This is a genomic window from Epilithonimonas xixisoli, from assembly GCF_004365655.1.
Taxonomy (GTDB): Bacteria; Bacteroidota; Bacteroidia; order Flavobacteriales; family Weeksellaceae; genus Epilithonimonas; species Epilithonimonas xixisoli.
Genome location: NZ_SOEO01000001.1, coordinates 1,354,395 through 1,380,956, shown reverse-complemented (window position 1 = coordinate 1,380,956; position 26,562 = coordinate 1,354,395). Strand labels below are relative to the sequence as shown.

The following is a 26,562-nucleotide window of genomic DNA, read 5'->3' as shown; positions in this document are numbered from 1 at the left end:
GTCTGAATTGCGTAATAATATGTTCTGTTTGTTGTTTTCACCAGACGAAGATAGAAATTAATTTTCGAAATTTCAAAAAAATTATGGATTCGAAACAATCAATGTCGAAGGAATGTCGGACAGCCAAAGACTTTTTGAGTCAATCAAATTTTTCCAACTTCTGCTGCTGATGAGCATCAAATCCTGAGACTGCAAGAAATCTTTTTCAATCGTTTTTTCATTGTAAAGTGTGATGTGATTGGGTGCGATATGCTCGATGTTTCTTATCAACTCACGGATTTCTGTATTTTTTCGGATTTGTCCAGCTGCGTCCAAGATTATGACTTGAGAATCATTATTATTAATTAAACGTTTTGCATATTCAACCAAATAAAAATCGTTGAGATCAAAAATTGGAATGAAGATTTTGTCTGCACTTTCGAAGTTTTTGTCCACCATGATTCCCACTGGCGTATTGGTTTTGTCCAAAATACTGAGTGTGAAATCATCGAAAGGCGAGTTGTTGAAGATATATGATTTTCCGGTAACGGTGTTCAACAATTTACTTGGATTGATGATTTTTGTAGTAAAACCAAGCAGTTTTCCAAGTAAAGTTCCTTCGTAAATTGATTTGCCTAACATTATCAAAAGCAAATCATAATTGCCTTTGTTGGTAATATTAATCAAGTCATTTTCGATATCTGTGGACGCTTTGAAAAGTGTGGTGACCTCCAGTTTTAGTTCCCGAGAAGTATCTATCACATCTTCGAATAATTCTTTCTCATAATCTTCGATGTCAAAAGCGTGTAGCTCATCTAGGGGAGCAATATTCATCGCTGTTACGCTTTTGTTTCCGTTCATTTTATGGGTGAAGTTATCGGCTAATTTTAAAAGTGTACTTCCGGATTGTGGCGTTTCGAATGACAAAAGAACTTTGTATTTTTCGTCGTTGGCGTTATCTTCTTCCTCCAAACTGGATTTTTTTCCTTTGAAGAAATAATTGATGATATCCAAACTTGGACCTGTCATAAAAGTGGTGAAAAGTGCCATAATGACAAGCATCGCAAACAACTCAGGCCCGAGAACTCCCAAGTCGTAACCGATGTTTAGGACAATTAATTCCGTCAAACCTCTTGTGTTCATCAATGCTCCGATGGTTAAACTGTCTTTCCAGTTCATCTTCAGAAACTTCGCTGTGAGCGCACTTCCTACAAATTTTCCGATAACCGCGGTTAGAATGATTAATCCGCCAATTTTCCACAGATAAGGGTCATTCAACAATCCAATCTGAGTTCTAAGCCCCGTGAATACGAAGAATAATGGAAGCAAAAGAACCAAAGCAACATCTTCCACTTTCTCTATGAAAAGATTTCTGAATTTTACATTTTCAGGCATTATCGCTCCCGCCATAAACGCCCCAAAAAGTGCGTGGATCCCGATCACTTCTGTCAAATAGGAAGAGATAATCAATATCAAAAAGAAAACAGCAACCAAAGATTTGTTGATGAATCCTTTGCCCTTTTGTGATTCTGCAATCCTGGTTAGGAACGGTTTTACGATTCTTATCATCAGGAAAACATAAACAATTGCCATTATAATGACAAAAATAGAACCTGAGAAAGAACCAGCTTTTACCACAGCAATCACGGCTGCCAAAATACACCAAGCCGTGATGTCATCTGCCGCAGCACAAGTGATGACAACAGTTCCAATCTTGGTTTTGTGAAGATTCCGTTCTTGTACAATTCTCGCCAAAACGGGAAATGCTGTGATACTCATCGCAATGGCAATAAACAAGGCAAAGGAACTGAACTGGATTCCGTCTGGCGCAAATTCATTGTAAATGAAATAAGAGAGTCCAACTCCCAATGCAAAGGGAAAAATAATACTGGCGTGGCTGATAACCACTGCATCGTGTGCTTTTTTTCTAAGGACGCTGAGGTCCAATTCCATTCCCACGATGTACATGAAAAGAATCAAACCAATCTGACTTAGGAATTGTAAGTTTGGAAGCGATTCTTTTGGGAACATAAAAGCGGAAAATTCTGGAAAATACAATCCTACAAGCGATGGACCGAGGACGATACCTGCAATCATCTCACCAATTACGGAAGGTTGTTTCAGTTTCACGCAGATCCATCCGAAGAATTTTGCGACGATAATAATGGTAACAATCTGTGCCAAAAGCAGAGCCAAAGGATGGTGGAGATTGCCTAAGAAAGAGTCTGTGAAGTTTTCCCACATTGTGGTTCCAGTAGAAACATTGGGTGCTATTTTTTCGCCTATTTCTAGCGTTTTTCCTTCTACAAAAAACCAATACATCACGCAAGAGAAAAAGGCAATTGTAAGAACGTAAAAAATAATATTTCTGTACTTTTTCATATCAAATTTCATTTCATTTAAGCTTATGTGGGATCGAATATGATTTCGATATCACAATCAATAATTTATTTTTACTGATTTTCTGAGTGTAAATTTGAGAAGTTTTTGAATAAAAATAATCTCGCAACTCAATAAATGTAATGAAACTGCGGAATTCTGTACTGAAAATTGAATAATAGGTTAAGGTTTTGAATTGTATATTTTCGTAAATTTGAATATAAAATATTGGAAATGACAGTAACTATTAATAAGTCAAATTCTAAAAATGTTTCAAAAATTCTGAAAGAAAAACTTAAAAAAAGCATTTCTAAAGGGAACTTGACAAAACATTTTGGAAAATTGAAAAGAGATATTGACGGATTAAAATATCAAATAGAAATCAGAGAAAATGAAGATTGATTTCATTGCTGATACAAATTTTTTGATTTACGTCCACGAAGGGAATGAATTGATTGCACCCTTTTTGGAATACAACTTTGGTATTTCTTTTATATCAGAAGTAGAATTGTTAGGTTTTAAAAATATAAGCAAATCTCAAGAATCAAAATTAAAAGAATTGATTAAGGATTGTTTCTTGATAGAATGGAACTCCAAAATCAAAGAAAAAACAATTGATTTGAGAAAACGCTACAGTATAAAATTGCCTGATGCCATAATTGCTGCAACATCCTTGGTTTACGGATTGCCTTTGGTGACTGCAGACAAAGGCTTTTCCAAAATTGAAGAATTGGATTTGATACTTTTTGAAATTTAATTTTTACTCAGCAATTTTTCCGAAACCTGATCCCGGAAAACCTCACTTACACTGAGTTTTAAAGGGTTTCCTGCAGAGTCTTTGATATCCAGAATGATTTCTGAAGACGAAAAGACTTTGATGTGTTTTGTGTTTACCATTTCTTTTTTGCTGATTTGAACAAAGTTTTTTTCTGGTAACAATTCTGATAAGTGTTTGAAACTTAAATTCTTTAAAATAATCTCGGAATCGTTTTTCAGAACCAGATCTTTGTCTCGGCTGTCAATCTCAGAGGTTTTGATGTAAACAATTTGATCTGCGAAAATGATGCTTTTACCCAGATTGGTATTCCATTCGAAAAAAGTGTTTTTCTCTTCCTCGCTCAGCAGTTTTTCAACTTTTTCAAAAGCTTGTTGCAGACGTTCTTTTTTGATGGGTTTTCGCACATAGTCCACAACATTTAGATCAAAGGCTTCCGCAGCATATTCTTTGTAAGCCGTGGTGAAAATTATTTTTTTCTTGATCAATTCCGCTACCTGAAGGCCGTTCATTCCTGGCATTTCTATGTCCAGGATGCAAAAATCACATTCGATATTGTCAATCTCCTGTAAGAAAATCTTCGGATTGTTGAAGGCTTTCACCACTTCTACATTGAGCTCGTCGCAAAGTAGTTTTAAGTAGCTGATTGCAAGCAATTCGTCATCTAGTATAACGCATTTTGTCATAGAAATCGCCGAGATTAATTTTTAACTGCGCGGTGTAAATATCACTGTTGATACTTTTGCTCAGTTTGTAATGTTCTTTGTAAATCATCTTCAGTCTTTGGTCAAAAGAACTGCTTCCGAAACCGCTGTTTTCTTTTTCCATCGGTGTTTTTGCGGAAATTTTGTTGCTGACTTTCATCTCAAAAATTCGAGTTTCCAAATTCAAATGAATAGAAATGAAAGAATCCTGAGCCAGAAAATCAGTGTGTTTGAAAGCGTTTTCAATCAAATCAACTGTAATCAAAGGTGCGAAAATTTTCTCCATAAAAATCGAATCTTCCTTATCGATTTTACTTTTGATCCGAAGGTCAAAAAGTGGATTGATTTTGATTTTATTAATGTCAATCAAACTCATCGTAAAATCCAGCTCTTCCTTGGGACTTACATATTTGTTGTTGCTCTCGTAGAGGATGTAATCCAGAATGTTTGCTAATTTGTCGAGAGAAATGTAAGTCTGATACGCGTGCGACTGAACCGAATTGAGAATGTTTTTGAAAAGATGCGGATTGAGTTTTGTTTCGATATGATCCAGCCTCACATTGTCCAATTTGTTCTCCAGAGATTTGTAATTATCTTCCAGTATTTTGTTTTTGGTCTTGGCGGATTTGTACTTACCGTAGAGAAAAAAACACAGAACAATCAGAAGAAAAAGAGCAAAAATTCCTCCGAAAAGAAAGTAATCTGGGATTAACAAATTTCTGCCGTTCATGTCTCAAAATTGGATTTTAGAAATTAGATTTAAATTAATCTAAAAAAATATTATCTCAGTTTTTTTAAAGTTGTAAACTCTGCATTTTCCCTGCATTTGGAATAGTTAATTTCAAAATGTGGATTTTTTTTCGGGTAGAGAATCAGATATTCCGGACATGGCTTTGCCTGTGCATTACTTTTGTCAAAATCTACTTTTCCTTCCGAGATGATGCTGTCTTTCAGGAATTTTTCTGTGATTTTATGAAGTTCCATTTCTGTTTTGAAAGTCGGAGTATAAGTGAAATCTTTTGTAAGAGTTTCCGCCGTGACTCTGTCATTGGGAAAGTAGGAGCAGCTGGCACCTTTTTGATTAAGGATTACAAATACAATTAATAATCCCGGAACCAGTCCAATGATATAGAATTTAAGTTTTTTTAGCATTAATAAGTTTTAGAAAATCAATAGATTGATATCGTGATAAGGAAGGTCGAACTTGTTGCAGATCATTTGCTTCGTATGTCTTCCTTTGTACATGTAAAGCGATTGTTTGATTTCGTTTTTGTGAATCAGCATATTTTCAAAACCACCTTCTTCATCGTAACCGAGAAGATAACTTAAGAAGAAATTGCTTACCGCTTTAGTCGTTGTTCTTGGCATTCTGGAAGTTAGGTTTGGAAGTCCACAGTGGATTACATCGTGTTTTATGATGAATGGTTTTTCCGTGGTTGTAAGTTCGGAAGTTTCTATAACTTTTCCGTTATCAATTGTAATATCGATGATGACGCTTCCTTTTTTCATCTTCATCACCATATCTTCTGTAATGATTGGTGGCAGATTAAGTCTTGGCAAAGCGCCGATTACAACGTCGGCTCTTCTAAGTGATTTCGTCAATTCTTTTGGATCGATGACAGAAGTTGGAACACGACTATCTACCAATGTATGAAGTCTTCTCAGTTTTGAAAGTGAATTGTCAAAAACCTTGACACTTGCTCCCAAACCAATCGCTGCTTTTGTTGCAAATTCGCCCACGATTCCTGCACCGATGATGACAACTTCCGTCGGGCGAACGCCAGTAATTCCACCAAGCATCAATCCGTTGGACATTGCCAATAATTCGGATGCATAAAGAATGGAAACACTTCCAGCGATTTCTCCAATCAATCTGACCAATGACAATTGCTTGTACTCATCCATTATGAATTCAAACGCAATCGCATTGACTTTTTTGCAAGCTAATTTTAGGAAATAATCTTTGTCTCGAAGGTTGATTTGCAAAGCTGAAATCAGATAAGTCATCGGCCTTAGAAACTCGATTTCCTCTTCGGTTGGTGGGTTTATTTTCAGAACAAGATCTTGCGAGAATGCCACTTTTGGATCGTTGGTAATCTCTGCGCCAGCTTCTGAGTACAAAATGTCCGGAAAATGTGAGCCAAGTCCGGCGCCACTTTCCAGAATCACCTTATGCCCATTATTCACCAAAATCTGAACTGCGTCTGGGATAATGCAAGTTCTCTTTTCATTAAGACAAGTTTCTTTCGGAATACCAATGCTGAAGGTTTTCCCTTTTTTTACAACTTCGAGTTTTTCCTCTTTTGGGATCAATTCTTCCTCTGTAAAAGGTGTAAATATGGTTGATGTACTGCTCATAGAAATGAATCGTTATTCGAAAATAAAGAACAAAGATAAAATAATTTACTCGGACGGATTAATTAAATTCGATTTCTCTTCCGGATTCTGTGTTTGTGATCGTCATCTGATGGAAATCATAGGCGTCCAACTCATCCATATAGATCTCCGGCCACTCGATAATGGAGAGGAAACAGTTTTCCAGATATTCCTCAATCCCAAAATCATAAGCTTCTTCCACAGATTTCAGTCTGTAGAGATCAAAATGAAATACTTTTCCTTTTGGTGTATTGTATTCATTCACGATAGAGTAGGTTGGAGATGATATTTCGTCCTGGCTTCCAAGTTCCTTCAACAAAAATTGGGAAAAAGTAGTTTTTCCTGCGCCGAGGTTACCTTTTAATAATAAGATAGGATGTATGAGTTTCGGAAGAATTTGTTTAATGACAACATTCCATTCTTCCAGATTGGTGATTTGAAATTTCATAATTGTTTTTGCAAAGTTAATATTTATCTGGAGAAGAGTTTTTGACTGTCGGAGAAGTTTTTTTACAAATTTTTGGTTAAAAATGAAAAAATATGATTGAAGTCATATAATATTCAGTTTACGATTGTGTTAATTTTGCATTTTGGTTTTAAATAAGGCTTTATTTTTACTAATATTGCACTGTGAAACTGGGTTTGATGCGTTTGTGTGCTAAAATAAATTATTATGTCGATTTTTTATTAAAATCAAGACCGGTATTTCTCGTATTTTTTGTTCTTTTCCAAAATTTCTTTTTTGCTCAACAATTACCATCTGAACACGATAATCATTCAGAAACGATTATTGTTTTAACAAATGGCGCCACCATCTATTCTCAAGATGAGTCTTTTAATAGTCAGATCAGCAAAAGTGAAAACTTACAGAGTCAACTGGAACTTGTCGAAACGCTGGTAGATGGGCAACTCAAAATCGCTGCTAACATTCCTACAAAATCCGAAAAACAAAATCCGGAAAAAACACTCGTTACCGAAGAAGAGTTACTGGCTAACGAAGCCCAAGAAGTTGCGGCTGAGCTTCCGAAAAAACAATTCGTCCTTTATATTAATAAAAGTTATGAAGGAAATGAATTTGTTGCCGCTACAGGATTTGTAGCTAATTCTTTTGTTTTTCCAAGCAATGATTTTTATTCGTCTAAATATTTTCTCATTCCTGTTTTCAAAGAGGAGAGCGAAGCTTTAGACTATCTGCATTTCAATTCTTATTTCTACAATAGCGATCCTTTAGTACAACATGATTGCAGTTCTGATTGGTCTGTGAGACCGCCACCATCATTGGTTTAATTTTCAGATTTTCAATTTAATTGTCTATGGATTTTTTTATCCATAGAGGTCTTTTTTATTTTAATAATATTTTTTATGAAAAAAATAAATCTACTTTTTATAGTAGCAGTCTTTTTTGTGGGGTATGGGAAGTTTTATTCTCAAGCTACAGCTGGATCACAAGTCTTTAATTATGCCAATGGTAATTCGCAAACCTTTACTGTTCCGTTTGGAGTAAATTCTATTACAGTTGAAGTTTGGGGCGCAGGCGGTGGCGGTGCTGGTGGGAATACTAGTAATGGTCGCGCAGGCGGTGGCGGCGGTGCCTACACCAGATATGTTGTTGCTCCCGTTGTGGCTGGAACATCTTATACAGTAAATGTAGGACAAGGTGGTTCTGGAACTAATAATCCTGGTGGAACAGGAGGTTCAAGTGCTTTTTTGTCAGGTAGCACTGTGATGGTTCAAGCTTCTGGAGGGCAAGGTGGAAATGGTAATACCGCAGGAACTGGAGGAACAGCTGCCTCTGGTTTGCCAACCGCTGGATCAACTAGATTTGGTGGAGGAAGTGGAGGCGTTGCTAATACATCAGGAGCTGGCGGCGGCGGCGGCGGTTCAGCCGGAGCTGGTTCAGCTGGAGGTAACGGAGGTAACGGCGCTAGTAACAATGGTGCTGGTGGTGCTGGAGGAACTGCTGGTAGTACTTCTACGGGATTTAATCCAGGTGCAGTTGGTGGAATTGGTGGAACACGTGGAACCGGCGCTGCTGCAACTGCGGGATCTGGTAACGTGCCAGGAAGTGGTGGCGGTGGTAGAGGATCCAGTAATGGAAATTCTACCAAGAGTGGAGGAAATGGAGCCAACGGAAGAGTTATTGTGAATTATGTGATTACCAGTATTGACCTTAGTGTTACAAAATCGGTTTCAAATGCTAATCCATTTGCAAGTGATGTGGTTACATTTACCATTGTTGCAAGAAATAACAACCTTACTTTGGCGGCTTCCAATGTTGTTTTAACAGATGTCTTACCAACGGGTTATACTTTTATTTCAGCAAACCAAGCAGGATATAACCAGTCAAATGGTGTTTGGGAGATTGGTAATTTACCAGCCAATTCTAATGCCACATTGACAATAACAGCAGTTGTAAATCCCACTGGAGTTTATAATAATACAGCGACCATTAGTTCAGATACAATGCCGGATAACGTCCCGGCTAATAATACTGCGACTGCAACAGTAACAGTTTGTAAAGGAGGAGCTACAGCACCACAAGTAAAACAATAATAAAATGAAGAAAAATATATTTTTTATGAATAAATGGATATTGGGTTTACTGCTAATATTTTCAAGTTTACTGAAAGCGCAGGAAGGAACTAAGCAGGTCTCTCCACAAACCAATAGATTATCAGGTTTGTATTATAATCCATCTAGTAATTATGGTTCTTATTTTAATGCGCCAGATGATAATAACATCAATTTTGTAATTTCTAATTTCAATACAGAAAGATTTTATTTTGGATTTAGCTGGACCAATTACGGAAATGCAAGTGCAGCAGACCAGGTTTTGAATTATTCCACGCAAAGTGAATATATGTATTACCGAATATTAGATTCTGATGGAGTGGTAGTAGCTGGTCCAACATTGTTGCCAAGAGCATCAGGATCTGCAGGACAAATTAATACCTATGCTCAGGCGGTTGCTGGTCCAAATATTGCGGGAACCAATCCCAGCGGATACTCGCCACTTCAGTTTACACCCACCAAGAATGATACCTTTGTGATTCAATATTGGAGAGGGTCGAGTTCAAGTTCTGCTGTGAATAATACAAGTGCGGTTTCTCCATTGTTTGACTTTACAGTGGCTACAGCTACGGGAAGTTTCAGATCGGGAAGGGTCTTTGCAACCAAATGGGGCTTGGTAACAACTACACCAAATACCTCAAATCCGGCACAATACTTTACTGATATTAGTTCAATTGGAGCGCCGGGATTCTATGTCTATACAAATACCAATAATGTTTTAAAGCTGGATCTCCCTGATATTCAGCCATTAGCTTACACGGTTGGTGTCAATAACTATGGTATTACAGATACCAATAATTTTGCTACAGATAGACGATCTGTGAATAGTACAACGGGAGTCACACCATCACTTCCGGGAGGTTTTAATGTTTTTCTTAATGCGCCCGATCCTGCATTGTTTACTTACGGAGCAGTAGAAGGTCCACCTCCATCTTTTGCAGCATCAATTATTACACCAGTCAATGCTTGTAATACAGCGCCATACAACATCAATTTCAAAACAGAGGAATTTGGTGATTATAGAATCATTATAAAAGGTACAGGAAACACAGATAGAATATTGTATTTCTATAACTTATCCGCTGGAGATTACAGTATGGAATGGGATGGAAGAGATGGAGTAGGAGTGCTTTTTCCAACGGCTAATATTCTAACATTCGAACTTACTGCCTTTGCAGATAGATTCAACGTTCCGATATTCGATGCAGAACGTAATGCTGGAGGTTTAAGGGTTTCTACAATTGCTCCTGCTGGGATGCAGGTTTCTAATTTGTTTTGGGATGACTCTGGCTTATCCGCATTTAATACAGGAAGTACAAATGGTAACAGTACACCAGCTGGAACTAATAATTCGACGATAGGAACGCCGTCTCCGTCTCATATTTGGACATCAGGAACAGGAACTACTTATCAGACTTATTTTGGGAATGCACGTACCATCAATACTTGGGGATATTTATATTTTCAGACAATTACTGGAACATCCAGTCTTCTTTGTGCAGATCTTTCCCTTACAAAAACTGTAAATAATGCTACGCCAACTATTGGTAACAATGTTGTTTTTACACTTGTAGCAAGTAATAATGTGGCTGGTTCAACTGCAACTTCGGTTGTTGTGAATGATCTTTTGCCATCCGGTTTCTCCTTTGTGTCAGCTGCTCCTCCAACGGGAACTACTTTTTCGTACCCCAATTGGAATATTGGCAATTTGGTTACAGGAACCAATAGAACAATCACTATCACAGCGAAAGTAGAAGCCAGTACCAATTACACAAATATTGCGAAAATCAGAACGGTAAATTTTGAAACCAATTACAACAACAATGCTGCTTATATGAAAGTAACGCCGCCGGCAACTCCGACGGAAATTACAGTAACGAATATTTGCCCGGTGGCAAACATTGATATCCCCTCACCAAACGGATTGGAGCTTAATAATATACATTACGGTATTGCACCTGCTGGATCTACTTTAGTATGGTTCGATAATCCAAATCATACCGGTTCTCCCGTTTCTAATACATTTATTAAAACCTCGGGAAGTTATTATGCTTTTTATTATGATTCGATAGGTAATTGCTATAGTCCGGCTTCTGCAAAAGTGAACGTTTTGATTCAAAATTGTAAATGTAGAAAGTCACCGTCGGTACAAGTTGCAGACAGCTTTACGAAAGTTGGAATTACAACACACGAGTCCAAATCTGCTAATTGGCCAGATTCTATTCCAAACGGTTTTATTGCTTTAGAATCTGCGAGCAAAGGTTTTGTAATCACCAGAACTTCTCCTTCTAATATTACGAATCCTGTCTTAGGAATGTTGATTTATGATCCGGGAGCAGACGACTGTGTGAAAATTTATAATGGAACCACTTGGCATTGTCTGGTTCAATCTTGTAACGATTAAAAACGATTCGAAATGAAAAATTTTAAAATAATAAGACAACTTATATTATTACTATCCGCGGGCTTTTTCCAGGCGCAGGTTTCTATCGGTAAGCCAGCTGTTCAAGGTTCTTCTATCTTGGACTTTGGAACCAATATGACACAAGGTATTATTCTACCTGCAACCTCAGGATTTCCAGTGAGTCCAACCAACGGAACATTTATTTTTAATAGAAATGATGCCCGCATTTACACTTTCCAAAAAAATGCTTGGCTTCCCCTTACGGAGGGAAATGGCAGTACTGCAGCAATCATTAATAATCCAAGTCTTGATGTAGGAAATGGCGTTATCATTGGTGCTCCCACATCACCAGCCACAGGTGTTTTGGTCTTGGAGTCGTCTAGCCTTGCACTTACTTTGCCTAAAATAAATCAACCACATCTGACTGTGAAAAGTCCATATCCAGGGATGATGTGTTATGATACAGACAGTAACACTGTTGCTTTTTTTGATGGTGCGTACTGGAACTTTTGGAAATAATTTCGAAGATTATATAATTGATAAAAAATCCCCAATTCGGGGATTTTTTTGTTTACAGATTTAAAATATTCTAAATTTACATCGTGATTACAAAAGAAACCATAGACCAGATTTTTTCAACCATTCGAGTAGAAGAAATCATTGGCGAATATGTCCAGCTGAAAAGAGCAGGCTCCAACTTCAAAGGTTTGAGTCCTTTTCACGAGGAAAAATCGCCGAGTTTTGTTGTTTCTCCAAGCAAGCAGATTTGGAAAGATTTCTCCACTGGCAAAGGTGGAACTGCGATTTCTTTCTTGATGGAAATCGAAAATTTCACTTATCCGGAAGCACTTCGCCACGCTGCGAAAAAGTACGGGATTGAAATCAAGGAAGATGTAAAAGAATACTCCGAAGAGCAGATCCAGGCGCAGACCGAGCGTGATATTTTGTACAAGATTCACGAGATTGCCAACGATTTTTTCCAACATCAGCTTTGGGAATCGGAGGAAGGTCAAATGATTGCTTATTCTTACTTCAAAGAAAGAGAACTTCGGGATGATATTATCAAAAAATTTCAACTCGGTTATTCTCCGGAAAAGAAAAATGCTTTTACAGAATTTGCTCTTGAAAAATCCTATTCCAAAGAAATATTAGAGAAATCCGGACTTTCGATTTTCCCAGAAAATACACCTTCGGGAATTGATAGATTTCGTGATCGTGTCGTTTTTCCAATTCACAGTTTCTCAGGTCGAGTTTTAGGATTTGGAGCAAGGATTCTCAAGAATAATGTCAAAACGGCAAAATATCTCAATTCTCCAGAAACCGAAATTTACCACAAGTCAAATGTTCTTTATGGTTTAAATCAAGGTAAGCAAGCCATTTCCAGAAAGAATCTCTGTCTTTTGGTAGAAGGTTATATGGATGTGGTTTCGCTTCATCAATCAGGAATTGAAAACGTGGTCGCAAGTTCAGGAACCTCTTTGACAACGGAACAAATTAAATTAATAAAACGCCTCACAGAAAACGTAACCATCCTTTTCGATGGCGACAATGCAGGAATCAAAGCCAGTTTCCGAAGCATCGATATGTTGCTTTCGGAAGGAATGAATATTCGTGTTTTATTGTTTCCAGATGGTGATGATCCAGATTCTTTTGCGAGAAAACATCCACAAGAATACGTTGAGAATTTCATCGACAAAGAAGCGAAAGATTTCATCGATTTCAAAGCGGAGATTTTGCTCAAAGATGCTGGGAATGATCCTATTAGGAAAGCAGAATCCATCCGTGATATTGTAAAATCTGTTTCGTTTGTTCAAAATGCGTTGAAGCGTGAAGTTTATCTGAAAGAAGTTTCGAATAAATTTGGTCTCAGCGAGCAAAGTTTGTTTAATGAGCTTCAGATTCAGACCAATGTCACACAACAGCAGGAAGCAAAACCTAGATTTGAAGATAAAAAATCGGCTCCGAAATTAGAAATCGTTCAGCAAACTGAATTTACTGTCAATCCATTATTGCTTCAGGAAGAGAAATTAGTTGATCTAATGTTGAAATATGGCGATTTTGTTTTAGAAAGAAAAGACGCGGAAGGTAACGATTATAAAATCACAGTTATAGAAGAAATTCTGAATCACTTGGAAGAAGACGAATGCGAAATTCAGCTGGACATTCATAAAAAAATCGTTTCCGAGATCAAAGAAGGCATTCTCCAAAACGAAATAAGATCAGGTGGTTTTTTCTTCAATTTTATGGATGAGGAAGTTTCCGGAAAATTAGCGAATGCGCTCATAGAAAATTATCAAACCAGCAATTGGAACAAGTTCAACATCTATTTCAGTTCCGAGGAAGAAGTCGTTCCGAAATTGGTTTCAGATATTGTTCTGCGACATAAGCGGGAATATGTTGTTAAACTCATTAATGATTTTAAAAATTCCCTAAATGATGAGGAAGACAGTACGCCAATCTATCAACAGATTATCCTTCTTACACAATTAAAGAATAAATTAGACAGCGAATTATTTCGTATTTTGTGACAGAAAGTCCTAAGAAATTTTAATAATTTTATTAAATTTGATAAAAATTAAAAATGCAAATATCTATTAATCTTCCATTCGATGAGCTTTTGGCAATCATAAAAAAACTCGATCCAAAAGAAAAAAATGAAGTTGCAAAACTTTTAATTGGTGAGACTGAAGTTTCTGAAAATCAATGGAAAATAGCGATGAAGAGAAAAGAGGATTTCGAAGCAGGAAAAATTGAAACCGAAAATTGGGTAGATCTTAAAAAAAGACTTTTAAATTGAATTATAAAATAGTCTTCTTAAAGCCAGCTTCGCAAGAATTAGAAGATTCCTTTTCTTGGTATGAAGAGAAAAAAAATGGATTAGGTCACGAATTCATCGAGGAAATCGAATATTACTTAAATCTAATAGAAAATAATCCTTTACTTTTTGAAAAACATGAAGATAAGGCTGATTTACGAAGGATTCCTTTGATACGTTTTCCCTTCTTAATAATTTATTGGATTGCTGAGCAAGAAAAGATTATTTATATAGATGCGGTTTTCCATTCAAAACGAAAACCCAAATTCTAATGACAGAAAGTCCTACTTTAGCAAAGGAATAGAAATTGCAAACTCAATAAAAGATTTAAAAAACAACCACAGATAATATGGACATTAAAAAAGAATTCAGAGATTTCTCAGTAAAACATTTGGGGAACAACGGTTTGGTAACCGATCAATATATGGGAATGTTCAACCCAACCAACCTTACGCCGTACATTATGGAGGAGCGTAGAATGAACGTTGCACAAATGGACGTTTTCTCCCGATTGATGATGGACAGGATCATTTTCCTAGGAACAGGCATCGACGATCAAGTTGCGAATATCGTGACAGCGCAGTTGTTATTTTTGGAAAGTTCAGACTCCACAAAAGACATTCAGATTTACATCAATTCCCCTGGTGGAAGCGTTTACGCAGGATTGGGAATCTATGACACTATGCAAATCATCAAGCCAGATGTGGCAACTATCTGTACCGGAATCGCAGCATCAATGGGAGCTGTTCTTTTGGTAGCAGGTGAAAAAGGAAAACGTTCAGCATTGAAACACTCCAGAGTGATGATTCACCAACCGAGCGGTGGCGCACAAGGTGTAGCTTCCGATATGGAAATCAACCTAAGAGAGATGTTGAAGTTGAAAAAAGAACTTTATGACATCATTTCCGACCACTCCGGGCAAACCTACGAATGGGTGGAAAAAGCCTCAGACAGAGATTACTGGATGACCTCTACCGAAGCCAAAGAATACGGAATGGTAGACGAAGTTCTAGAAAGAAAAAAATAAAACCCAAAAACCTGATTCATCTGAGTCAGGTTTTTTATTTGGGCAGCTTAATCCGTCTTCCGCTCCCAATCTTTTTTGCTCGACATTTTTTTAATCAATAGAACCAGAAGTCAAAGCAAAAAAGGATTTCCGCTCAAGCCGGGCTGCGCTTCGCAAAATAGAAACATTTCTTCTCCGATTTAAGATTTTATAACAAAATCGAGACAAATTAATTAGACTTATTACATAATACATTGTACAATCTACATTTTACAAAAAAACATTTTGCAGAAAATCTCAATTTCACTACTTTTGACACATTAAATTATAAAAAATGACATCGCCATATGTCAAAACCTGACTAAAAAAGGTAATAGTTCAAGATGGCGATTGCATATGACCTATTGTAAATAAATATATACATATGAAAAAATCAGTGATATTATTGGCTTCTGCTCTTTTAGTTATTTCTTGTGACCTTCCTGCAGGAGGGAACAAAGCACGTTTGGTAAAAACAGACGATGTGGTAAGATATGACGATGCAAATGCGCCAAAGGGGACTTTCAAGCCAAAGGCAGATTCTACAAAAGCTGTTTCTCACGTGGTTGCAGATTCTGCAAAAACAGTATCGCCTGAGGTGAAGCCAGCAACTGAAGCTCCGGCAGTACATCACTAAGAATTTTATAAAAATATTATAATAAAAAATGTCTTGCGTTTGCAGGACATTTTTTATTTTTACGAACCAACTTAGTCAAAGTTTCAAATCTTTGACGAAGTTCTAAATCATTTATCAACCATCATTTATCATTTATAATGAGCAACACGCAAACATACATCCAGGAAAACAAACAACGTTTCTTGGACGAACTTTTCGACATCCTTAGAATCGCTTCCATCAGCGCAGATCCAGCCTACAAATCAGAAGTCTTGAAATGTGCCGATGAGGTGGCAAGACATCTAAAAGTTGCCGGAGCAGACAATGTAGAAATTCTTGAAACCAAAGGCTATCCAATCGTTTTCGGAGAGAAAATCATTGACACAAATTTACCAACGGTTTTGGTTTACGGACATTACGATGTTCAGCCAGCCGATCCTTTGGAATTATGGACAAGTGATCCATTCGAGCCAATTGTGAAAACCACTGAGCTTCATCCAGAAGGCGCGATTTTCGCAAGAGGTTCTGCAGATGACAAAGGTCAATTCTTTATGCACGTCAAAGCTTTCGAAGCAATGATGAAAACGGATTCTTTACCTTGTAATGTCAAGTTTTTGATTGAAGGGGAAGAAGAAGTTGGTTCAGCAAGTTTGGCAGATTTCCTTGAAAATAACAAAGAGAAATTAAGCTGTGATGTAATCTTGATTTCCGACACACATATTTATTCTAATGAGCAACCGACTGTTACAACAGGTTTACGAGGTTTAAGCTATGTTGAGGTTGAAGTAGAAGGTCCAAACCGTGACTTGCATTCTGGGCTTTACGGTGGTGCAGTTCCAAATCCAATCAATGTTTTATCAAAAATGATTGGAGAATTAATTGATGACAAAGGACACATCACAATCGATGGTTTCTATGACAATGTTCTAGTGGTTTCCGATGAAGACAGAAAAGAAATGAACAAACTGAAAGACGACCCAGAAGCTTACAAGAAATCAATTAATCTTAATGATATTCAAGGAGAGGAAGGTTACACAACTTTGGAAAGAGCTTCTATCAGACCAACTCTCGATGTCAACGGAATTTGGGGCGGTTACACTGGCGAAGGTGCAAAAACGGTGATTGCATCAAAAGCTTTTGCTAAAATATCAATGAGATTGGTGCCAAATCAAACGCCGGAAGAAATCACGGAAAAATTCACCAAACATTTTGAAAAAATCGCTCCGAAAAGCGTGAAGGTAAAAGTGACGCCACACCATGGTGGAATGCCGTATGTTTTGGAAAGCGATACCAAAGAATTCCTAGCCGCAAAAAAAGCAATGGAAAAAGCGTTTGGAAAAGAGGTTTTGCCTTATAGAAGTGGTGGAAGTATTCCAATCACGTCATTGTTCGAGAAAGTTCTTGGCGCGAAATCTGTATTAATGGGATTCGGTTTGGACTCGGATGCGATACATTCACCAAACGAACATTACGGACTTTACAACTATTACAAAGGAATAGAAAGTATCCCATATTTCTTTGAGTTCTATGCAAAAGGATAAAAAATAAAAGACAGTTTAGGCTGTCTTTTTTATTAATATTAAAAATTAAAATTATGTCAAAAGTTATTTATATCACCGGCGGAAGCAAAGGCATTGGTTTCGGAATCGCAGAAGTATTATTGAAAAATGGTCACAAAGTTGCCATCAGCGGGAGAAATCAAGACGATGTTGACAAAGCTGTTTTGGAGCTTAAGAAAGTTTCAGAAAGTATTTTCGGGTTTACATCAGATGTTCGGAATTATGAAGATGAGGAAAGTGCAGTTTCCAAAATTTTAGAAAAATACGAAAGACTGGATGTTGTCATTGCCAATGCAGGTTTAGGGATCTTCAAACCAGTAGATCAATTGAGTATTGAAGATTGGAACGCAATGCAGGAAACAAATCTCACTGGGTGTTTCTACACTTTAAAAGCGTCAGTGGATCAATTGAAAAAATCACAAGGTTACTACATCACCATCGCAAGTCTTGCCGGAACCAATTTTTTTGAAAATGGAGCCGGCTACAATGCCTCGAAGTTTGGAGTTGTAGGTTTCACACAAGCTGCGATGATTGACCTTAGAAAATATAACATCAAAGTTTCGACGATAATGCCAGGTTCTGTTGCAACGCATTTCAATGGTAATATTCCGTCGGAAAAAGATAACTGGAAAATCCAGCCAGAAGATATGGGAAATCTTGTACAGGATATGTTAAATATGAATCCGCGCGTACTACCAAGTAAAATCGAATTCCGAGCAAGTCAAGTAAAAAAGTAAAAATATCGAAAAGAAAATTTGGTTTATTTGAATTGTTTTGTTACTTTTGAATAAATATTTAAAAATTTATTTATTATGAGAAAAATTTTACTTTTGTCTAGTATTGCTTTAACTAGCATTTTAACAAGCGCACAAGTTTTCACAGATGATAACTTCAATAGTGCAAACTTTACTGTAGGAAATATCGCTCCAGATTTTTATCCTGCCGAAGGTCAAGGCGGATGGCAAGTATCAGCTTCTGCTGCAATTCCAAATCGTAATATTAGCAACTTCCAAATTGTTGATATGATGGGAAGAAAAGTTGCTACTATTTTAGGTCCCGATGCAGCAACAGGTACTAAGTTTTTCTTAAAGGAATCATTTGAGTCTGCTTGGGTAAATAGAACTGAATTTAATGATGTTATACAAGCAGAATTTGATTTTTATACAGGAGCTGCAAACGCGGCTTCAACTAACAGATCTCAGTATAGAATCTTAACTCCTAATCCAACTAATCCAGCGCAAGTAGTTGCTTTGGCGGGTTTTGGTATGGATCATAAAGATTTAACCTTGTATATTTCTGGTTATTCTAATCCATGTAATGTTATTGCTGGACTTTGTCCAATTGGAAATGAATATACTAACGGAAATTATTCATACTCTTATACGGAAAAACTTCCAGCTAACACTTGGTTGAAAATTGGTGTTGCTTGGGATTATAATACTGGAGAAGTTTTTATGAAAGTTATTAATCCTGCAACTGGAACGACTATTGTAGATGACTTTATTCCTGCCGCTTTAGCTAATGCAGAGATTTCAGAAATAGGATTTACAAATGCTGGTTTGACAGGAGGAACTGTAGCGGCTACAACTTATTTAGGCTCTGTGAAAATTGAAGCTAGAGATGGAGTAGAGTTACTTGCAGTGGGAGATATTGTTGCGACAAAAGCTTCTGTTTCTGTTTATCCAAATCCAACTTCAGATTTCTTGAAATTTGACACAAAATCTAAAGTAGAATCTGTTCAAGTTTATGATATGGCAGGTAAGGCTGTAAGCGTTCAAGTTTTGAATAACCAAATTGATGTTAGAAATTTGGCAGTAGGATCTTACGTTGTAAAAATCCAAACTGCAGAAGGATCTTCTACTCAGAAATTCATCAAAAAATAATTAAAATTTATTTTTAATTAATATAAAGCACCTTTTTAGGTGCTTTTTTTGTTTTTGCTGTTAATGAATTTTGCTATCATTTCTTATATGTTTCACTCGAAATATATTATCAGTAAAGGTTTTAAAAATATTATTTAATAAATAACAATAAATTATGCATGCATAGTATTTTTTCTATAAATTAGCGAAGTTCATATAACAAAATATATCAATAATACGATGAAAATATTAGTTTGTATCAGTAGTGTGCCAGACACTACAAGTAAAATAAATTTCACAGCAGATAAATCTGCCTTTGACAAAAACGGAATCCAATGGGTCATTAATCCATTAGATGAATTTGCTTTAACAAAAGCTGTAAAATTGCAAGAATCTCAAGGTGCCACTGTAACAGTCATTAATGTTGGCGATGCAGGTACAGAAGCTGTTATTAGAAAAGCTTTGGCAATCGGAGCAAATGATGCAGTAAGAGTAAATGCGGAAGCTAAAGATAGCTTCTCAGTAGCTAAGGAAATTGCAAAAGTAGCGCAAGATGGGGGTTACGAATTAATCCTAATGGGTAAAGAATCCATAGATTACAACGGAGGAGCGGTTCCGGGAATGGTAGCGCAATTGCTTAACATTCCTTTCGTGAATGCGAGTGTTGGTTTAGAAGTGAATGGTTCCGAAGCGACTGCCGTGAGAGAAATAGAAGGTGGGAAAGAAACGATTTCTGTAAAATTACCAGCCGTTGTTGCGGGACAAAAAGGTTTGGTTGACGAAAAAGATTTGATTATCCCAAATATGAGAGGAATTATGTCTGCCAGAACAAAAGCTCTAAATGTAGTAGAACCTTCAAATTCTGAAGTAAAAGTTGAAGCTGTTTCTTTTGACAGTGTTGCGCCAAGAGCGGCTGTAAAATTGGTTTCAGCAGACAACTTGGACGAGTTGGTAAGATTACTTCACGAAGAAGCAAAAGTAATTTAATTATTAATCTTTTAAATCAAACAAAATGGCAGTATTCGTATACGCAGAAAATATAAACGGAATTTATAAAAAAGCAGCTTTTGAAGCCGTTTCTTATGCAAAGGCAATTGCAACAAAAACGGGAGATTCAGTGACAGCAATTTCGATCAATCCTACAGATTCTTCAGATTTACTTTACAAATATGGGGCAGACAAAGTCATCAATGTAAAAGATGCAGGTCTTAAGAACTTCAGTTCCAAAGCTTACGCAGAGGCGGTAAATCAACTATTTGACGGAAATATCATCATTTTTCCTCACACTACAGATGCATCTTCTGTTGCGCCGATGTTATCCGTAATCAAAAATTATTCTTTGATTACGAATGTAATAGAAGCGCCAGCAAGCACTTCGCCTTTCCAAGTGAAGAGAAGAGCGTTCTCTGGCAAAGGTTTTATGCACGCAAAAGCTGATGCTGCAGGTGTGATTATCACTGTTTCTCAGAACGCTTTTGGTGTGAAAGAAAATCCAGCTTCAGGTTCTGAAGAAATTAAAGAACTGAGCATTGCAAACGAAGACACAAAAGTGATCAACCACGAGCAATCTTCAGGAAAATTAGACCTTAAGGAAGCAGAAGTTGTAGTTTCTGCAGGCAGAGGTTTGAAAGGTCCTGAAAATTGGGGAATGATTGAGGATTTGGCTAACGTCTTGGGCGCTGCCACGGCTTGTTCCAAACCAGTTTCTGACATCGGATGGAGAGGTCACAACGAGCACGTTGGGCAAACGGGGAAGGCTATTTCTCCAAATCTTTACGTTGCGGTTGGGATTTCCGGCGCAATTCAGCACTTGGCGGGAGTTAATAGTTCTAAGACCATTGTGGTTATCAATAATGATCCAGAAGCACCTTTCTTCAAATCTGCGGACTATGGAGTTGTAGGTGATGCTTTCCAGATTATTCCGGCATTGACAGAGAAAATCAAAGCTTTGAAGGCTTAATCAATTTAAGATAAAAATCAAAACCTGAGTCATTGGCTCAGGTTTTTTTGTCTAAATATTCTCATTTTTAGGGCAGTTATTTCCATTCTGCGTTCCCGCTTTGTCACGAAGAGATTCTCTAAGTGTCAACTTATGTCGGGCTACAAGGATTAGTAATCCAATGTACTGTCTTGTATTTGGTTATGTTCCAGTATTTTGTATTAATTAAATTTTGCATTCAACTTTCTACATTAATAGAATTAAAAGCACGTAAAAATCTACAATTTCTTAATGAAAATTAACAAAAAATTTTATATTTGCTAAATGGATTATAAAAAATTAATCATACGAGGAATCTCATACAGCCAAACCCAGTCTGGGGCCTATGCGCTGCTATTGGAACATGAAGAAACATCGGTCAAATTGCCTGTTGTTATTGGGAATTTTGAAGCGCAATCCATTTCTTTAGGATTAGAAAAAGACATCAATCCACCTCGTCCACTCACGCACGATCTTTTCACACAGTTTGTGAAAAATGCCAACTTTCAGATAGAATCTGTGATTATTTATCAGATCAAAGATGGCGTTTTCTTTTCGAATATTAATTTCAAAAATCCTTTGTCAGACGAAGAATTGATTCTGGATGCAAGAACTTCCGATGCTGTTGCAATGGCGGTAAGATTTGATGCACCTATTTTCACAACTTCTGATGTTTTAAATGAAGCCGGGATTCTTTTGGAATTGGATGAGGCTCCGAAAAGCGAAGAAGATGAAACTGATTTCGAAAATGTTTCGGATGTCAACGATCTCTCCGGACTCACTTCCGAGGAACTAAATACTTTGCTCGCTGATGCCGTGAAAGAAGAAGATTTTGATACTGCGCTTAGATTACAAGAGGAAATCAAAAGAAGAAATAAAAAAATAGAATAACCAATACAAATATCATTTACGATAATGAGTCTAAAATTACGACTGACAATACTTAGCTTTCTGCAATTTTTCGTTTGGGGAGCTTGGCTTATAACAATGGCAAATTTCTGGTTTGGAACCAAACATTGGGACGGCGCACAATTTGGAGCCGTTTTTGGAACGATGGGGATTGCCTCTATCTTTATGCCAACAATCACCGGAATCATTGCCGACAGATGGGTAAATGCGGAAAGAATTTATTCTGTTTTACAGATTTTTTACGGAGTTGTGCTCTTCATTTTGCCACATTCCGAGACGCCGGACTCCTTCTTTTATATTATGTTATTGGCAATGTGTTTTTATATGCCAACGATTGCACTTACCAATTCAATTTCTTATACGATATTGAAAAACAGCCATTTGGATGTCGTGAAGGATTTTCCGCCCATCAGAGTTTGGGGAACCATAGGATTTATCGCAGCTATGTGGATTACGAATCTTACCGGAAACAAAGCCACAGAAGGGCAATTTTATATTGCTGGTGCAGTTGCGATCTTATTAGGTTTGTACGCATTGACTTTGCCTAAATGTCCGCCTCAGAAATTGATTGATAAAAGCGCGCCTCTTTCCGAGCAATTGGGACTGAATGCCTTCAAACTATTCGGAAATTTCAAGATGGCTTTGTTCTTTTTGTTCTCGATGCTATTGGGTGCAGCTTTGCAGTTGACCAATGCTTACGGCGATGTTTTCTTGAGCGAATTTGCCCATTTTCCGAACCATACTAATTCCTTCGTAGTTGAAAAATCGACGATTATTATGTCGATTTCTCAAATTTCTGAAACGCTCTTTATTCTTGCTATTCCATTTTTTCTAAGAAAATTTGGAATCAAAAAAGTAATGCTTATTAGCATGTTTGCATGGGTTTTGCGTTTTGGATTGTTTGCTTATGGAGATCCCGTGAATGGACTTTGGATGATTATTTTGTCTTGCGTTGTTTACGGAATGGCATTTGATTTTTTCAATATTTCAGGATCGTTATTCGTAGAAACTACGACGGATAAAAAGATTCGTTCTTCTGCTCAAGGTCTTTTTATGATGATGACCAATGGCTTTGGAGCTGTTTTAGGAAGTTACGTTGCGGGTTGGGCGATTGATAAATTTTTTACCATCAAATTCAGTACGGTTTCAGAATTATCCAATTATCTGCAAACGACGCCAGACAACGAAACCTTCTTAGGTATTTTGAAAAATTCTTTCAACTCTGCGGTTAAACCAGACGGAACATTGTCTAATTTGGTTTTTGTAAAAGACTGGCAACAGATTTGGCTTTATTTTGCGTTATATTCTTTAGTCATTGCAATTTTGTTTGGATTGTTTTTCAGACATAAACATTCAGTTGCAGATGTTGAAAATATAAATCATTAATAACGATTGGCATATTTTTATCTTAACTCTAAGAAAATAAAAATTATGAGAAAATTAGTAACAAATCTAGTTGTGGTTTCTGCCCTTTTCGCAGCTGGAAGTTTTACAAATAGTTGTAGCAAAGTGGAAGATATCATCGATGATATTTCTGTGCCTGTTCCGTTTTCTATTCCCGTAACTACGGAGGTTGAGATTCCGTACGTACTTTCTACAGAGTTTTTGAGAACGCCAGAAATTCCTTTGAATTTGGATTTGGATGCAAAGATTAAAGAAAAATTTCCATCATTATCAATCAATAATCTGAAATCAGCAAAGCTGGAAAAATTCAGTATAGATTATGTGTCATCAACCGGTGGAGCGAAGCTGGATAAAGTAAAAAACGCCAAATTGATTCTTAAAGCACCCAATTTGCCTGAACAAGTGGTGGCGGTAGTTAATAACAATACGAATGCCGATATTCTCAATTTCACACCCAATTCTGAAGTGGAATTACTAGAATATTTGAAATCCAACCAAGCGAGTTTTATTCTAGAAGTTCAAGGCTCAGAAGCAGTTTTGGATCAAATGAAAATGAAAATCAATTCTTCCTTCAAGATAGAAGTGGGATTATAAAAATAGAAAGATGACTTAGCAGTCATCTTTTTTTGTGAAATTATCGTAAGGATTCTCTTCTGAAAAAAGCAAATTGATTATCAGTCCTATGATAACAAGCGTATTGATGATCAACCACAAAAAATGCGGAAAAGGAATATGGAAGAAGGGATTGTACAGAATCGCCATCACAGCAAATATCTTCACATCCAAATGATCTCTTCTTTGGAATGCATCATAAGCCAGCCATCCAAAACCTGCAAACATCGCATAACTGGAAAGGCGATAGAAAAAGTAGGGCATTTTCAAAAAAGATAGAATCAGAATTCCTATCAAAATGAGTTTTACAAGTTGATTCACGTTAATTAGTTTGTGGTAAATTTAGAAAATAAATACAATTTTCACAATTTTTATTATTAATATATAATTATGTAATAATTAAATCGCTATAAATTGATCTAAAGGTTAATTTATTCGAAAACCAAATTGTTTTGTACGGCTAGAGACTTAAGCTCTGTTTCCTGCCATTCTTTCTGCGCATCACTTTTCAAAGTAATGCCGCCACCAACGAAGAGAAATGCATAATTCTTGAAAAAACTGGCGCATCGCAAATTCACAAAATAATAGATGAAATCCTCCGTTTCAACTTTGATGTAACCTGCGTATAGTTCACGGTTAAAATGTTCTATACTTTTGATTCCTTGTGCACACAAATCTTTTGGAAAACCGCAAACAGCGGGCGTTGGATGCAGTTCGCTGATGATTTTGTCCAGACTTTCCGGGCTAATTTCAGCAGAGAAATCAGTTTTTAGGTGTTTGATGTTTCCAGAAATTAAATCTTTTGTAGATGAAACTTTCAGATTGGAAGAAAATTTTCTGAGAATCGACTGGATATACTCTGTAACAGCTTTCTGTTCTTCAACTTCCTTGTCTGTCCAGTTTTCATCCAAAGGCAGCGTTCCAGCTAGACTCATGGTTTCAAATGAGTTATTTCTTTTGTCAAATTTTCCCAGAATTTCTGAAAATCCGCCCATCCAGATTTCGCCATTTTTCTCGAATAAGTAGCAAAACGCATTGGCATAACTATCAGTAAATTTCAGAAAACTTTTTGTTAACGATAATTTTTTCTGAGAATCTATATCCAGATACATCAGAAGTTTTCTTCGGGAGAGCACGAGTTTTTTGAGATCATTTTTCTCAATGAAATCCTTTGCCTGCGATATTTTTCGCCCATAAGATTCTGGCGTTTCTTTCCCAATTTCTATGAGTGAACTTTTGTTTTTTGGCACTATAGATAATGTTTCGATTTCACCTCTCGAGATTTCCTTAAGATTCCCTTTGAAATCTAAAATTGTCTTCGTATCAAAACTTACGAAAGAAACATTGTTGATGCCAGAAGCATTATCCACCGTATGAAAAACATCGTGGTCTGGAAGTTTGAAAATCAGCATGGAACAAAAAAATTAAACTTTCCCTACTGGAACAATGTTGTTGGTCATCGTCGTATGATTGATGAGATTGCCTTTCTCATCTCGGATTTCGATTTGAGAAACGTGCATCGTATTTCCTTTTCGGATGAAGGTTGCCGTTCCAGTCACAATCCCTTCTCGGATGGCGCGCAAATGGTTGCTGTTGATATTAGTTCCAACAGGTACAGATTTCGAAATGTCAAGATTTATTAATGATAGACAAGAGCCCAAAGTTTCTGCCAAAACACAACTTGCTCCACCGTGCATGATGCCATAAGGCTGATGAACTCTTGGTGTGACGGGCATTGTAGCGGTTAGGAAATCATCGGAAACATCTGTATAAATAATGTCCAAAGTTTCACCTAAAGTATTTTTGCTCGCTTTATTTAAACGGTCTAATATTTCAATTTTTTTTGATTCTTCCATTTCGGCGTTTTGAGTTTAATGCTTATTGTTTCAAGTTTTTAACTGATGATTAGAAACTTTAAATCTTCAATTAATAAATCTGCGGATTCCAATTCTCAGGGATTTTTGGAGTGATGTCATATTTGATGTAGAAATCCTGAATCTCCTGCATAATTTCCTCATAAGTATGCGACTCCAGTTTTTCATAAGGAATCTTGTAACCCAAATTGATCGTTTTTCTTTTGTAATCTCCGCCGGCAAGAACGATAGGAACTTTTGCCGCCATTGCCATGTTATAAAATCCCTTTCTCCATTTCGGAACCCAACTTCTCGTACCTTCTGGCGTGATCACAAGACTGAAATCATCTTTCTTGAATTCGTTGGCTACGAAATTAATCAAATCATTTTTCTGAGAACGGTCTATCCCAACGCCGCCCATTGCTTTTACAAGTCCTCCGTAGAAAGCTTTTGTGTGAGCATCCTTGATAATAACTTTTAGCTTTTTCCCAAGTGACCAGTAGGCGAGGTTCCCAAGAAGATATTCTGTATTGTGCGTGTGTGGCGCAACTACGAGGATGCATCTGTCCAGATTGTCTGCATCACCTTGTAAAACGACTTTCCATCCAATTATTTTCAGGATGATTTTTGCTAATATTTTTTTCATAGTTGGCTCTTGATATTGTTTATTTTGTCATATGCCATCACCGATAACTTTTTGGATTTTCCAATTGGAAATGAT

At 36.8% G+C, this 26,562-nt stretch carries 29 protein-coding genes; 19 read left to right on the top strand and 10 right to left on the bottom strand.

Going from position 1 to position 26,562, the window contains the following annotated elements:
• Positions 1 to 81: 81 nt before the first annotated feature.
• Positions 82 to 2,361, bottom strand: a complete 2,280-nt coding sequence (locus tag B0I22_RS06360; protein ID WP_133943794.1) for a cation:proton antiporter — start codon at positions 2,359 to 2,361, stop codon at positions 82 to 84.
• Positions 2,362 to 2,592: 231 nt separating this feature from the next.
• On the opposite strand from B0I22_RS06360, the gene B0I22_RS16110 reads away from it, so the two are divergent.
• Both B0I22_RS16110 and B0I22_RS06355 read left to right on the top strand, forming a co-directional pair.
• Positions 2,593 to 2,760, top strand: a complete 168-nt coding sequence (locus B0I22_RS16110) for a hypothetical protein (RefSeq protein WP_166668185.1) — start codon at positions 2,593 to 2,595, stop codon at positions 2,758 to 2,760.
• Complete coding sequence (locus tag B0I22_RS06355; RefSeq protein WP_133943793.1) at positions 2,750 to 3,115, top strand: type II toxin-antitoxin system VapC family toxin; 366 nt, start codon at positions 2,750 to 2,752, stop codon at positions 3,113 to 3,115. Before B0I22_RS16110 ends, B0I22_RS06355 begins: the two co-directional genes overlap by 11 nt.
• Here the strand turns inward: B0I22_RS06355 and B0I22_RS06350 are convergent.
• The 5 genes from B0I22_RS06350 to tsaE are packed head-to-tail and all read right to left on the bottom strand — an operon-like array spanning position 3,112 to position 6,661.
• Positions 3,112 to 3,819, bottom strand: a complete 708-nt coding sequence (locus B0I22_RS06350; RefSeq protein WP_133943792.1) for a LytR/AlgR family response regulator transcription factor — start codon at positions 3,817 to 3,819, stop codon at positions 3,112 to 3,114. The two genes, B0I22_RS06355 and B0I22_RS06350, sit on opposite strands and share 4 nt — an antisense overlap.
• A complete protein-coding gene (locus tag B0I22_RS06345) occupies positions 3,794 to 4,567 on the bottom strand; it encodes a histidine kinase (RefSeq protein WP_133943791.1) in 774 nt (257 codons plus the stop codon). Before B0I22_RS06345 ends, B0I22_RS06350 begins: the two co-directional genes overlap by 26 nt.
• A 50-nt stretch (positions 4,568 to 4,617) precedes the next feature.
• Positions 4,618 to 4,989, bottom strand: a complete 372-nt coding sequence (locus B0I22_RS06340; protein ID WP_133943790.1) for a hypothetical protein — start codon at positions 4,987 to 4,989, stop codon at positions 4,618 to 4,620.
• Between the two features lie 9 nt (positions 4,990 to 4,998).
• Positions 4,999 to 6,195, bottom strand: a complete 1,197-nt coding sequence (locus B0I22_RS06335; protein WP_133943789.1) for an alanine dehydrogenase — start codon at positions 6,193 to 6,195, stop codon at positions 4,999 to 5,001.
• A 58-nt stretch (positions 6,196 to 6,253) separates the two neighbouring features.
• Complete coding sequence (tsaE, locus tag B0I22_RS06330) at positions 6,254 to 6,661, bottom strand: tRNA (adenosine(37)-N6)-threonylcarbamoyltransferase complex ATPase subunit type 1 TsaE (protein ID WP_133943788.1); 408 nt, start codon at positions 6,659 to 6,661, stop codon at positions 6,254 to 6,256.
• Positions 6,662 to 6,843: 182 nt separating this feature from the next.
• Between tsaE and B0I22_RS06325 the strand changes: the two genes are divergently transcribed.
• The 17 genes from B0I22_RS06325 to B0I22_RS06240 all read left to right on the top strand — a co-directional run bounded on the left by B0I22_RS06325 (position 6,844) and on the right by B0I22_RS06240 (position 23,970).
• Positions 6,844 to 7,500, top strand: coding sequence for a hypothetical protein (locus B0I22_RS06325; RefSeq protein ID WP_133943787.1), 657 nt, complete (start codon positions 6,844 to 6,846; stop codon positions 7,498 to 7,500).
• A gap of 75 nt (positions 7,501 to 7,575) precedes the next feature.
• Positions 7,576 to 8,766, top strand: coding sequence for a DUF11 domain-containing protein (locus B0I22_RS16105; RefSeq protein WP_166668184.1), 1,191 nt, complete (start codon positions 7,576 to 7,578; stop codon positions 8,764 to 8,766).
• 4 nt (positions 8,767 to 8,770) lie between these two features.
• Entirely contained in the window at positions 8,771 to 11,188 is a 2,418-nt protein-coding gene (locus tag B0I22_RS06310) for a DUF11 domain-containing protein (RefSeq protein WP_133943786.1), read from the top strand.
• Between the two features lie 12 nt (positions 11,189 to 11,200).
• Positions 11,201 to 11,707: a hypothetical protein gene (locus tag B0I22_RS06305; RefSeq protein ID WP_133943785.1), complete on the top strand. Its 507-nt coding sequence runs from the start codon at positions 11,201 to 11,203 to the stop codon at positions 11,705 to 11,707.
• Between the two features lie 83 nt (positions 11,708 to 11,790).
• Positions 11,791 to 13,716 carry a DNA primase gene (dnaG, locus tag B0I22_RS06300; RefSeq protein ID WP_133943784.1) on the top strand — a complete coding sequence of 642 codons (1,926 nt, stop codon included), beginning with the start codon at positions 11,791 to 11,793 and terminating at the stop codon, positions 13,714 to 13,716.
• Between the two features lie 53 nt (positions 13,717 to 13,769).
• Complete coding sequence (locus B0I22_RS06295; protein ID WP_133943783.1) at positions 13,770 to 13,985, top strand: hypothetical protein; 216 nt, start codon at positions 13,770 to 13,772, stop codon at positions 13,983 to 13,985.
• The gene (locus tag B0I22_RS06290) at positions 13,982 to 14,275 is read left to right on the top strand and encodes a type II toxin-antitoxin system RelE/ParE family toxin (RefSeq protein WP_133943782.1); all 294 of its coding nucleotides are present in this window, start codon (positions 13,982 to 13,984) and stop codon (positions 14,273 to 14,275) included. Before B0I22_RS06295 ends, B0I22_RS06290 begins: the two co-directional genes overlap by 4 nt.
• A 77-nt stretch (positions 14,276 to 14,352) precedes the next feature.
• On the top strand, positions 14,353 to 15,030 hold the full coding sequence (gene clpP, locus B0I22_RS06285; protein ID WP_133943781.1) for an ATP-dependent Clp endopeptidase proteolytic subunit ClpP: 678 nt from the start codon (positions 14,353 to 14,355) through the stop codon (positions 15,028 to 15,030).
• A 403-nt stretch (positions 15,031 to 15,433) separates the two neighbouring features.
• Positions 15,434 to 15,685, top strand: coding sequence for a hypothetical protein (locus B0I22_RS06280; protein ID WP_133943780.1), 252 nt, complete (start codon positions 15,434 to 15,436; stop codon positions 15,683 to 15,685).
• Between the two features lie 137 nt (positions 15,686 to 15,822).
• On the top strand, positions 15,823 to 17,205 hold the full coding sequence (locus tag B0I22_RS06275; RefSeq protein WP_133943779.1) for a dipeptidase: 1,383 nt from the start codon (positions 15,823 to 15,825) through the stop codon (positions 17,203 to 17,205).
• A gap of 53 nt (positions 17,206 to 17,258) precedes the next feature.
• The gene (locus B0I22_RS06270) at positions 17,259 to 17,960 is read left to right on the top strand and encodes an SDR family oxidoreductase (RefSeq protein ID WP_133943778.1); all 702 of its coding nucleotides are present in this window, start codon (positions 17,259 to 17,261) and stop codon (positions 17,958 to 17,960) included.
• Between the two features lie 75 nt (positions 17,961 to 18,035).
• Positions 18,036 to 19,106: a T9SS type A sorting domain-containing protein gene (locus B0I22_RS06265; protein WP_133943777.1), complete on the top strand. Its 1,071-nt coding sequence runs from the start codon at positions 18,036 to 18,038 to the stop codon at positions 19,104 to 19,106.
• A gap of 219 nt (positions 19,107 to 19,325) precedes the next feature.
• The gene (locus B0I22_RS06260) at positions 19,326 to 20,072 is read left to right on the top strand and encodes an electron transfer flavoprotein subunit beta/FixA family protein (RefSeq protein WP_133943776.1); all 747 of its coding nucleotides are present in this window, start codon (positions 19,326 to 19,328) and stop codon (positions 20,070 to 20,072) included.
• Positions 20,073 to 20,097: 25 nt separating this feature from the next.
• Positions 20,098 to 21,045, top strand: coding sequence for an electron transfer flavoprotein subunit alpha/FixB family protein (locus B0I22_RS06255; protein WP_133943775.1), 948 nt, complete (start codon positions 20,098 to 20,100; stop codon positions 21,043 to 21,045).
• 303 nt (positions 21,046 to 21,348) lie between these two features.
• Positions 21,349 to 21,954: a bifunctional nuclease family protein gene (locus B0I22_RS06250; protein WP_133943774.1), complete on the top strand. Its 606-nt coding sequence runs from the start codon at positions 21,349 to 21,351 to the stop codon at positions 21,952 to 21,954.
• A 24-nt stretch (positions 21,955 to 21,978) separates the two neighbouring features.
• A complete protein-coding gene (locus B0I22_RS06245) occupies positions 21,979 to 23,358 on the top strand; it encodes a nucleoside permease (protein WP_133943773.1) in 1,380 nt (459 codons plus the stop codon).
• Between the two features lie 45 nt (positions 23,359 to 23,403).
• Positions 23,404 to 23,970 (top strand): hypothetical protein, encoded by a 567-nt coding sequence (locus B0I22_RS06240; protein WP_133943772.1) that lies wholly within the window; start codon positions 23,404 to 23,406, stop codon positions 23,968 to 23,970.
• A gap of 15 nt (positions 23,971 to 23,985) precedes the next feature.
• Here the strand turns inward: B0I22_RS06240 and B0I22_RS06235 are convergent, their stop codons facing one another.
• The 4 genes from B0I22_RS06235 to B0I22_RS06220 form a co-directional block, all read right to left on the bottom strand.
• On the bottom strand, positions 23,986 to 24,309 hold the full coding sequence (locus tag B0I22_RS06235; RefSeq protein WP_342772847.1) for a DUF6804 family protein: 324 nt from the start codon (positions 24,307 to 24,309) through the stop codon (positions 23,986 to 23,988).
• A gap of 110 nt (positions 24,310 to 24,419) precedes the next feature.
• The gene (locus B0I22_RS06230; protein WP_133943770.1) at positions 24,420 to 25,400 is read right to left on the bottom strand and encodes a chorismate-binding protein; all 981 of its coding nucleotides are present in this window, start codon (positions 25,398 to 25,400) and stop codon (positions 24,420 to 24,422) included.
• A 12-nt stretch (positions 25,401 to 25,412) separates the two neighbouring features.
• Positions 25,413 to 25,844: a PaaI family thioesterase gene (locus tag B0I22_RS06225; protein ID WP_133943769.1), complete on the bottom strand. Its 432-nt coding sequence runs from the start codon at positions 25,842 to 25,844 to the stop codon at positions 25,413 to 25,415.
• 70 nt (positions 25,845 to 25,914) lie between these two features.
• The gene (locus tag B0I22_RS06220; protein WP_133943768.1) at positions 25,915 to 26,487 is read right to left on the bottom strand and encodes a 1-acyl-sn-glycerol-3-phosphate acyltransferase; all 573 of its coding nucleotides are present in this window, start codon (positions 26,485 to 26,487) and stop codon (positions 25,915 to 25,917) included.
• Positions 26,488 to 26,562 lie beyond the last annotated feature (75 nt).

Bases quoted from the DNA above. Each gene is read 5' to 3' on its own strand.
- B0I22_RS06360 (WP_133943794.1), bottom strand. From the start codon at position 2,361: ATGAAAAAGTACAGAAATATTATTTTTTACGTTCTTACAATTGCCTTT.
- B0I22_RS16110 (WP_166668185.1), top strand. From the start codon at position 2,593: ATGACAGTAACTATTAATAAGTCAAATTCTAAAAATGTTTCAAAAATT.
- B0I22_RS06250 (WP_133943774.1), top strand. From the start codon at position 21,349: ATGGATTATAAAAAATTAATCATACGAGGAATCTCATACAGCCAAACC.
- B0I22_RS06240 (WP_133943772.1), top strand. From the start codon at position 23,404: ATGAGAAAATTAGTAACAAATCTAGTTGTGGTTTCTGCCCTTTTCGCA.
- tsaE (WP_133943788.1), bottom strand. From the start codon at position 6,661: ATGAAATTTCAAATCACCAATCTGGAAGAATGGAATGTTGTCATTAAA.
- B0I22_RS06265 (WP_133943777.1), top strand. From the start codon at position 18,036: ATGAGAAAAATTTTACTTTTGTCTAGTATTGCTTTAACTAGCATTTTA.
- B0I22_RS06220 (WP_133943768.1), bottom strand. From the start codon at position 26,487: ATGAAAAAAATATTAGCAAAAATCATCCTGAAAATAATTGGATGGAAA.
- B0I22_RS06225 (WP_133943769.1), bottom strand. From the start codon at position 25,844: ATGGAAGAATCAAAAAAAATTGAAATATTAGACCGTTTAAATAAAGCG.
- B0I22_RS16105 (WP_166668184.1), top strand. From the start codon at position 7,576: ATGAAAAAAATAAATCTACTTTTTATAGTAGCAGTCTTTTTTGTGGGG.
- B0I22_RS06310 (WP_133943786.1), top strand. From the start codon at position 8,771: ATGAAGAAAAATATATTTTTTATGAATAAATGGATATTGGGTTTACTG.
- B0I22_RS06305 (WP_133943785.1), top strand. From the start codon at position 11,201: ATGAAAAATTTTAAAATAATAAGACAACTTATATTATTACTATCCGCG.
- clpP (WP_133943781.1), top strand. From the start codon at position 14,353: ATGGACATTAAAAAAGAATTCAGAGATTTCTCAGTAAAACATTTGGGG.
- B0I22_RS06340 (WP_133943790.1), bottom strand. From the start codon at position 4,989: ATGCTAAAAAAACTTAAATTCTATATCATTGGACTGGTTCCGGGATTA.
- B0I22_RS06260 (WP_133943776.1), top strand. From the start codon at position 19,326: ATGAAAATATTAGTTTGTATCAGTAGTGTGCCAGACACTACAAGTAAA.
- B0I22_RS06295 (WP_133943783.1), top strand. From the start codon at position 13,770: ATGCAAATATCTATTAATCTTCCATTCGATGAGCTTTTGGCAATCATA.
- B0I22_RS06245 (WP_133943773.1), top strand. From the start codon at position 21,979: ATGAGTCTAAAATTACGACTGACAATACTTAGCTTTCTGCAATTTTTC.
- B0I22_RS06355 (WP_133943793.1), top strand. From the start codon at position 2,750: ATGAAGATTGATTTCATTGCTGATACAAATTTTTTGATTTACGTCCAC.
- B0I22_RS06345 (WP_133943791.1), bottom strand. From the start codon at position 4,567: ATGAACGGCAGAAATTTGTTAATCCCAGATTACTTTCTTTTCGGAGGA.
- B0I22_RS06350 (WP_133943792.1), bottom strand. From the start codon at position 3,819: ATGACAAAATGCGTTATACTAGATGACGAATTGCTTGCAATCAGCTAC.
- B0I22_RS06275 (WP_133943779.1), top strand. From the start codon at position 15,823: ATGAGCAACACGCAAACATACATCCAGGAAAACAAACAACGTTTCTTG.
- B0I22_RS06255 (WP_133943775.1), top strand. From the start codon at position 20,098: ATGGCAGTATTCGTATACGCAGAAAATATAAACGGAATTTATAAAAAA.
- B0I22_RS06270 (WP_133943778.1), top strand. From the start codon at position 17,259: ATGTCAAAAGTTATTTATATCACCGGCGGAAGCAAAGGCATTGGTTTC.
- B0I22_RS06335 (WP_133943789.1), bottom strand. From the start codon at position 6,195: ATGAGCAGTACATCAACCATATTTACACCTTTTACAGAGGAAGAATTG.
- B0I22_RS06230 (WP_133943770.1), bottom strand. From the start codon at position 25,400: ATGCTGATTTTCAAACTTCCAGACCACGATGTTTTTCATACGGTGGAT.
- B0I22_RS06280 (WP_133943780.1), top strand. From the start codon at position 15,434: ATGAAAAAATCAGTGATATTATTGGCTTCTGCTCTTTTAGTTATTTCT.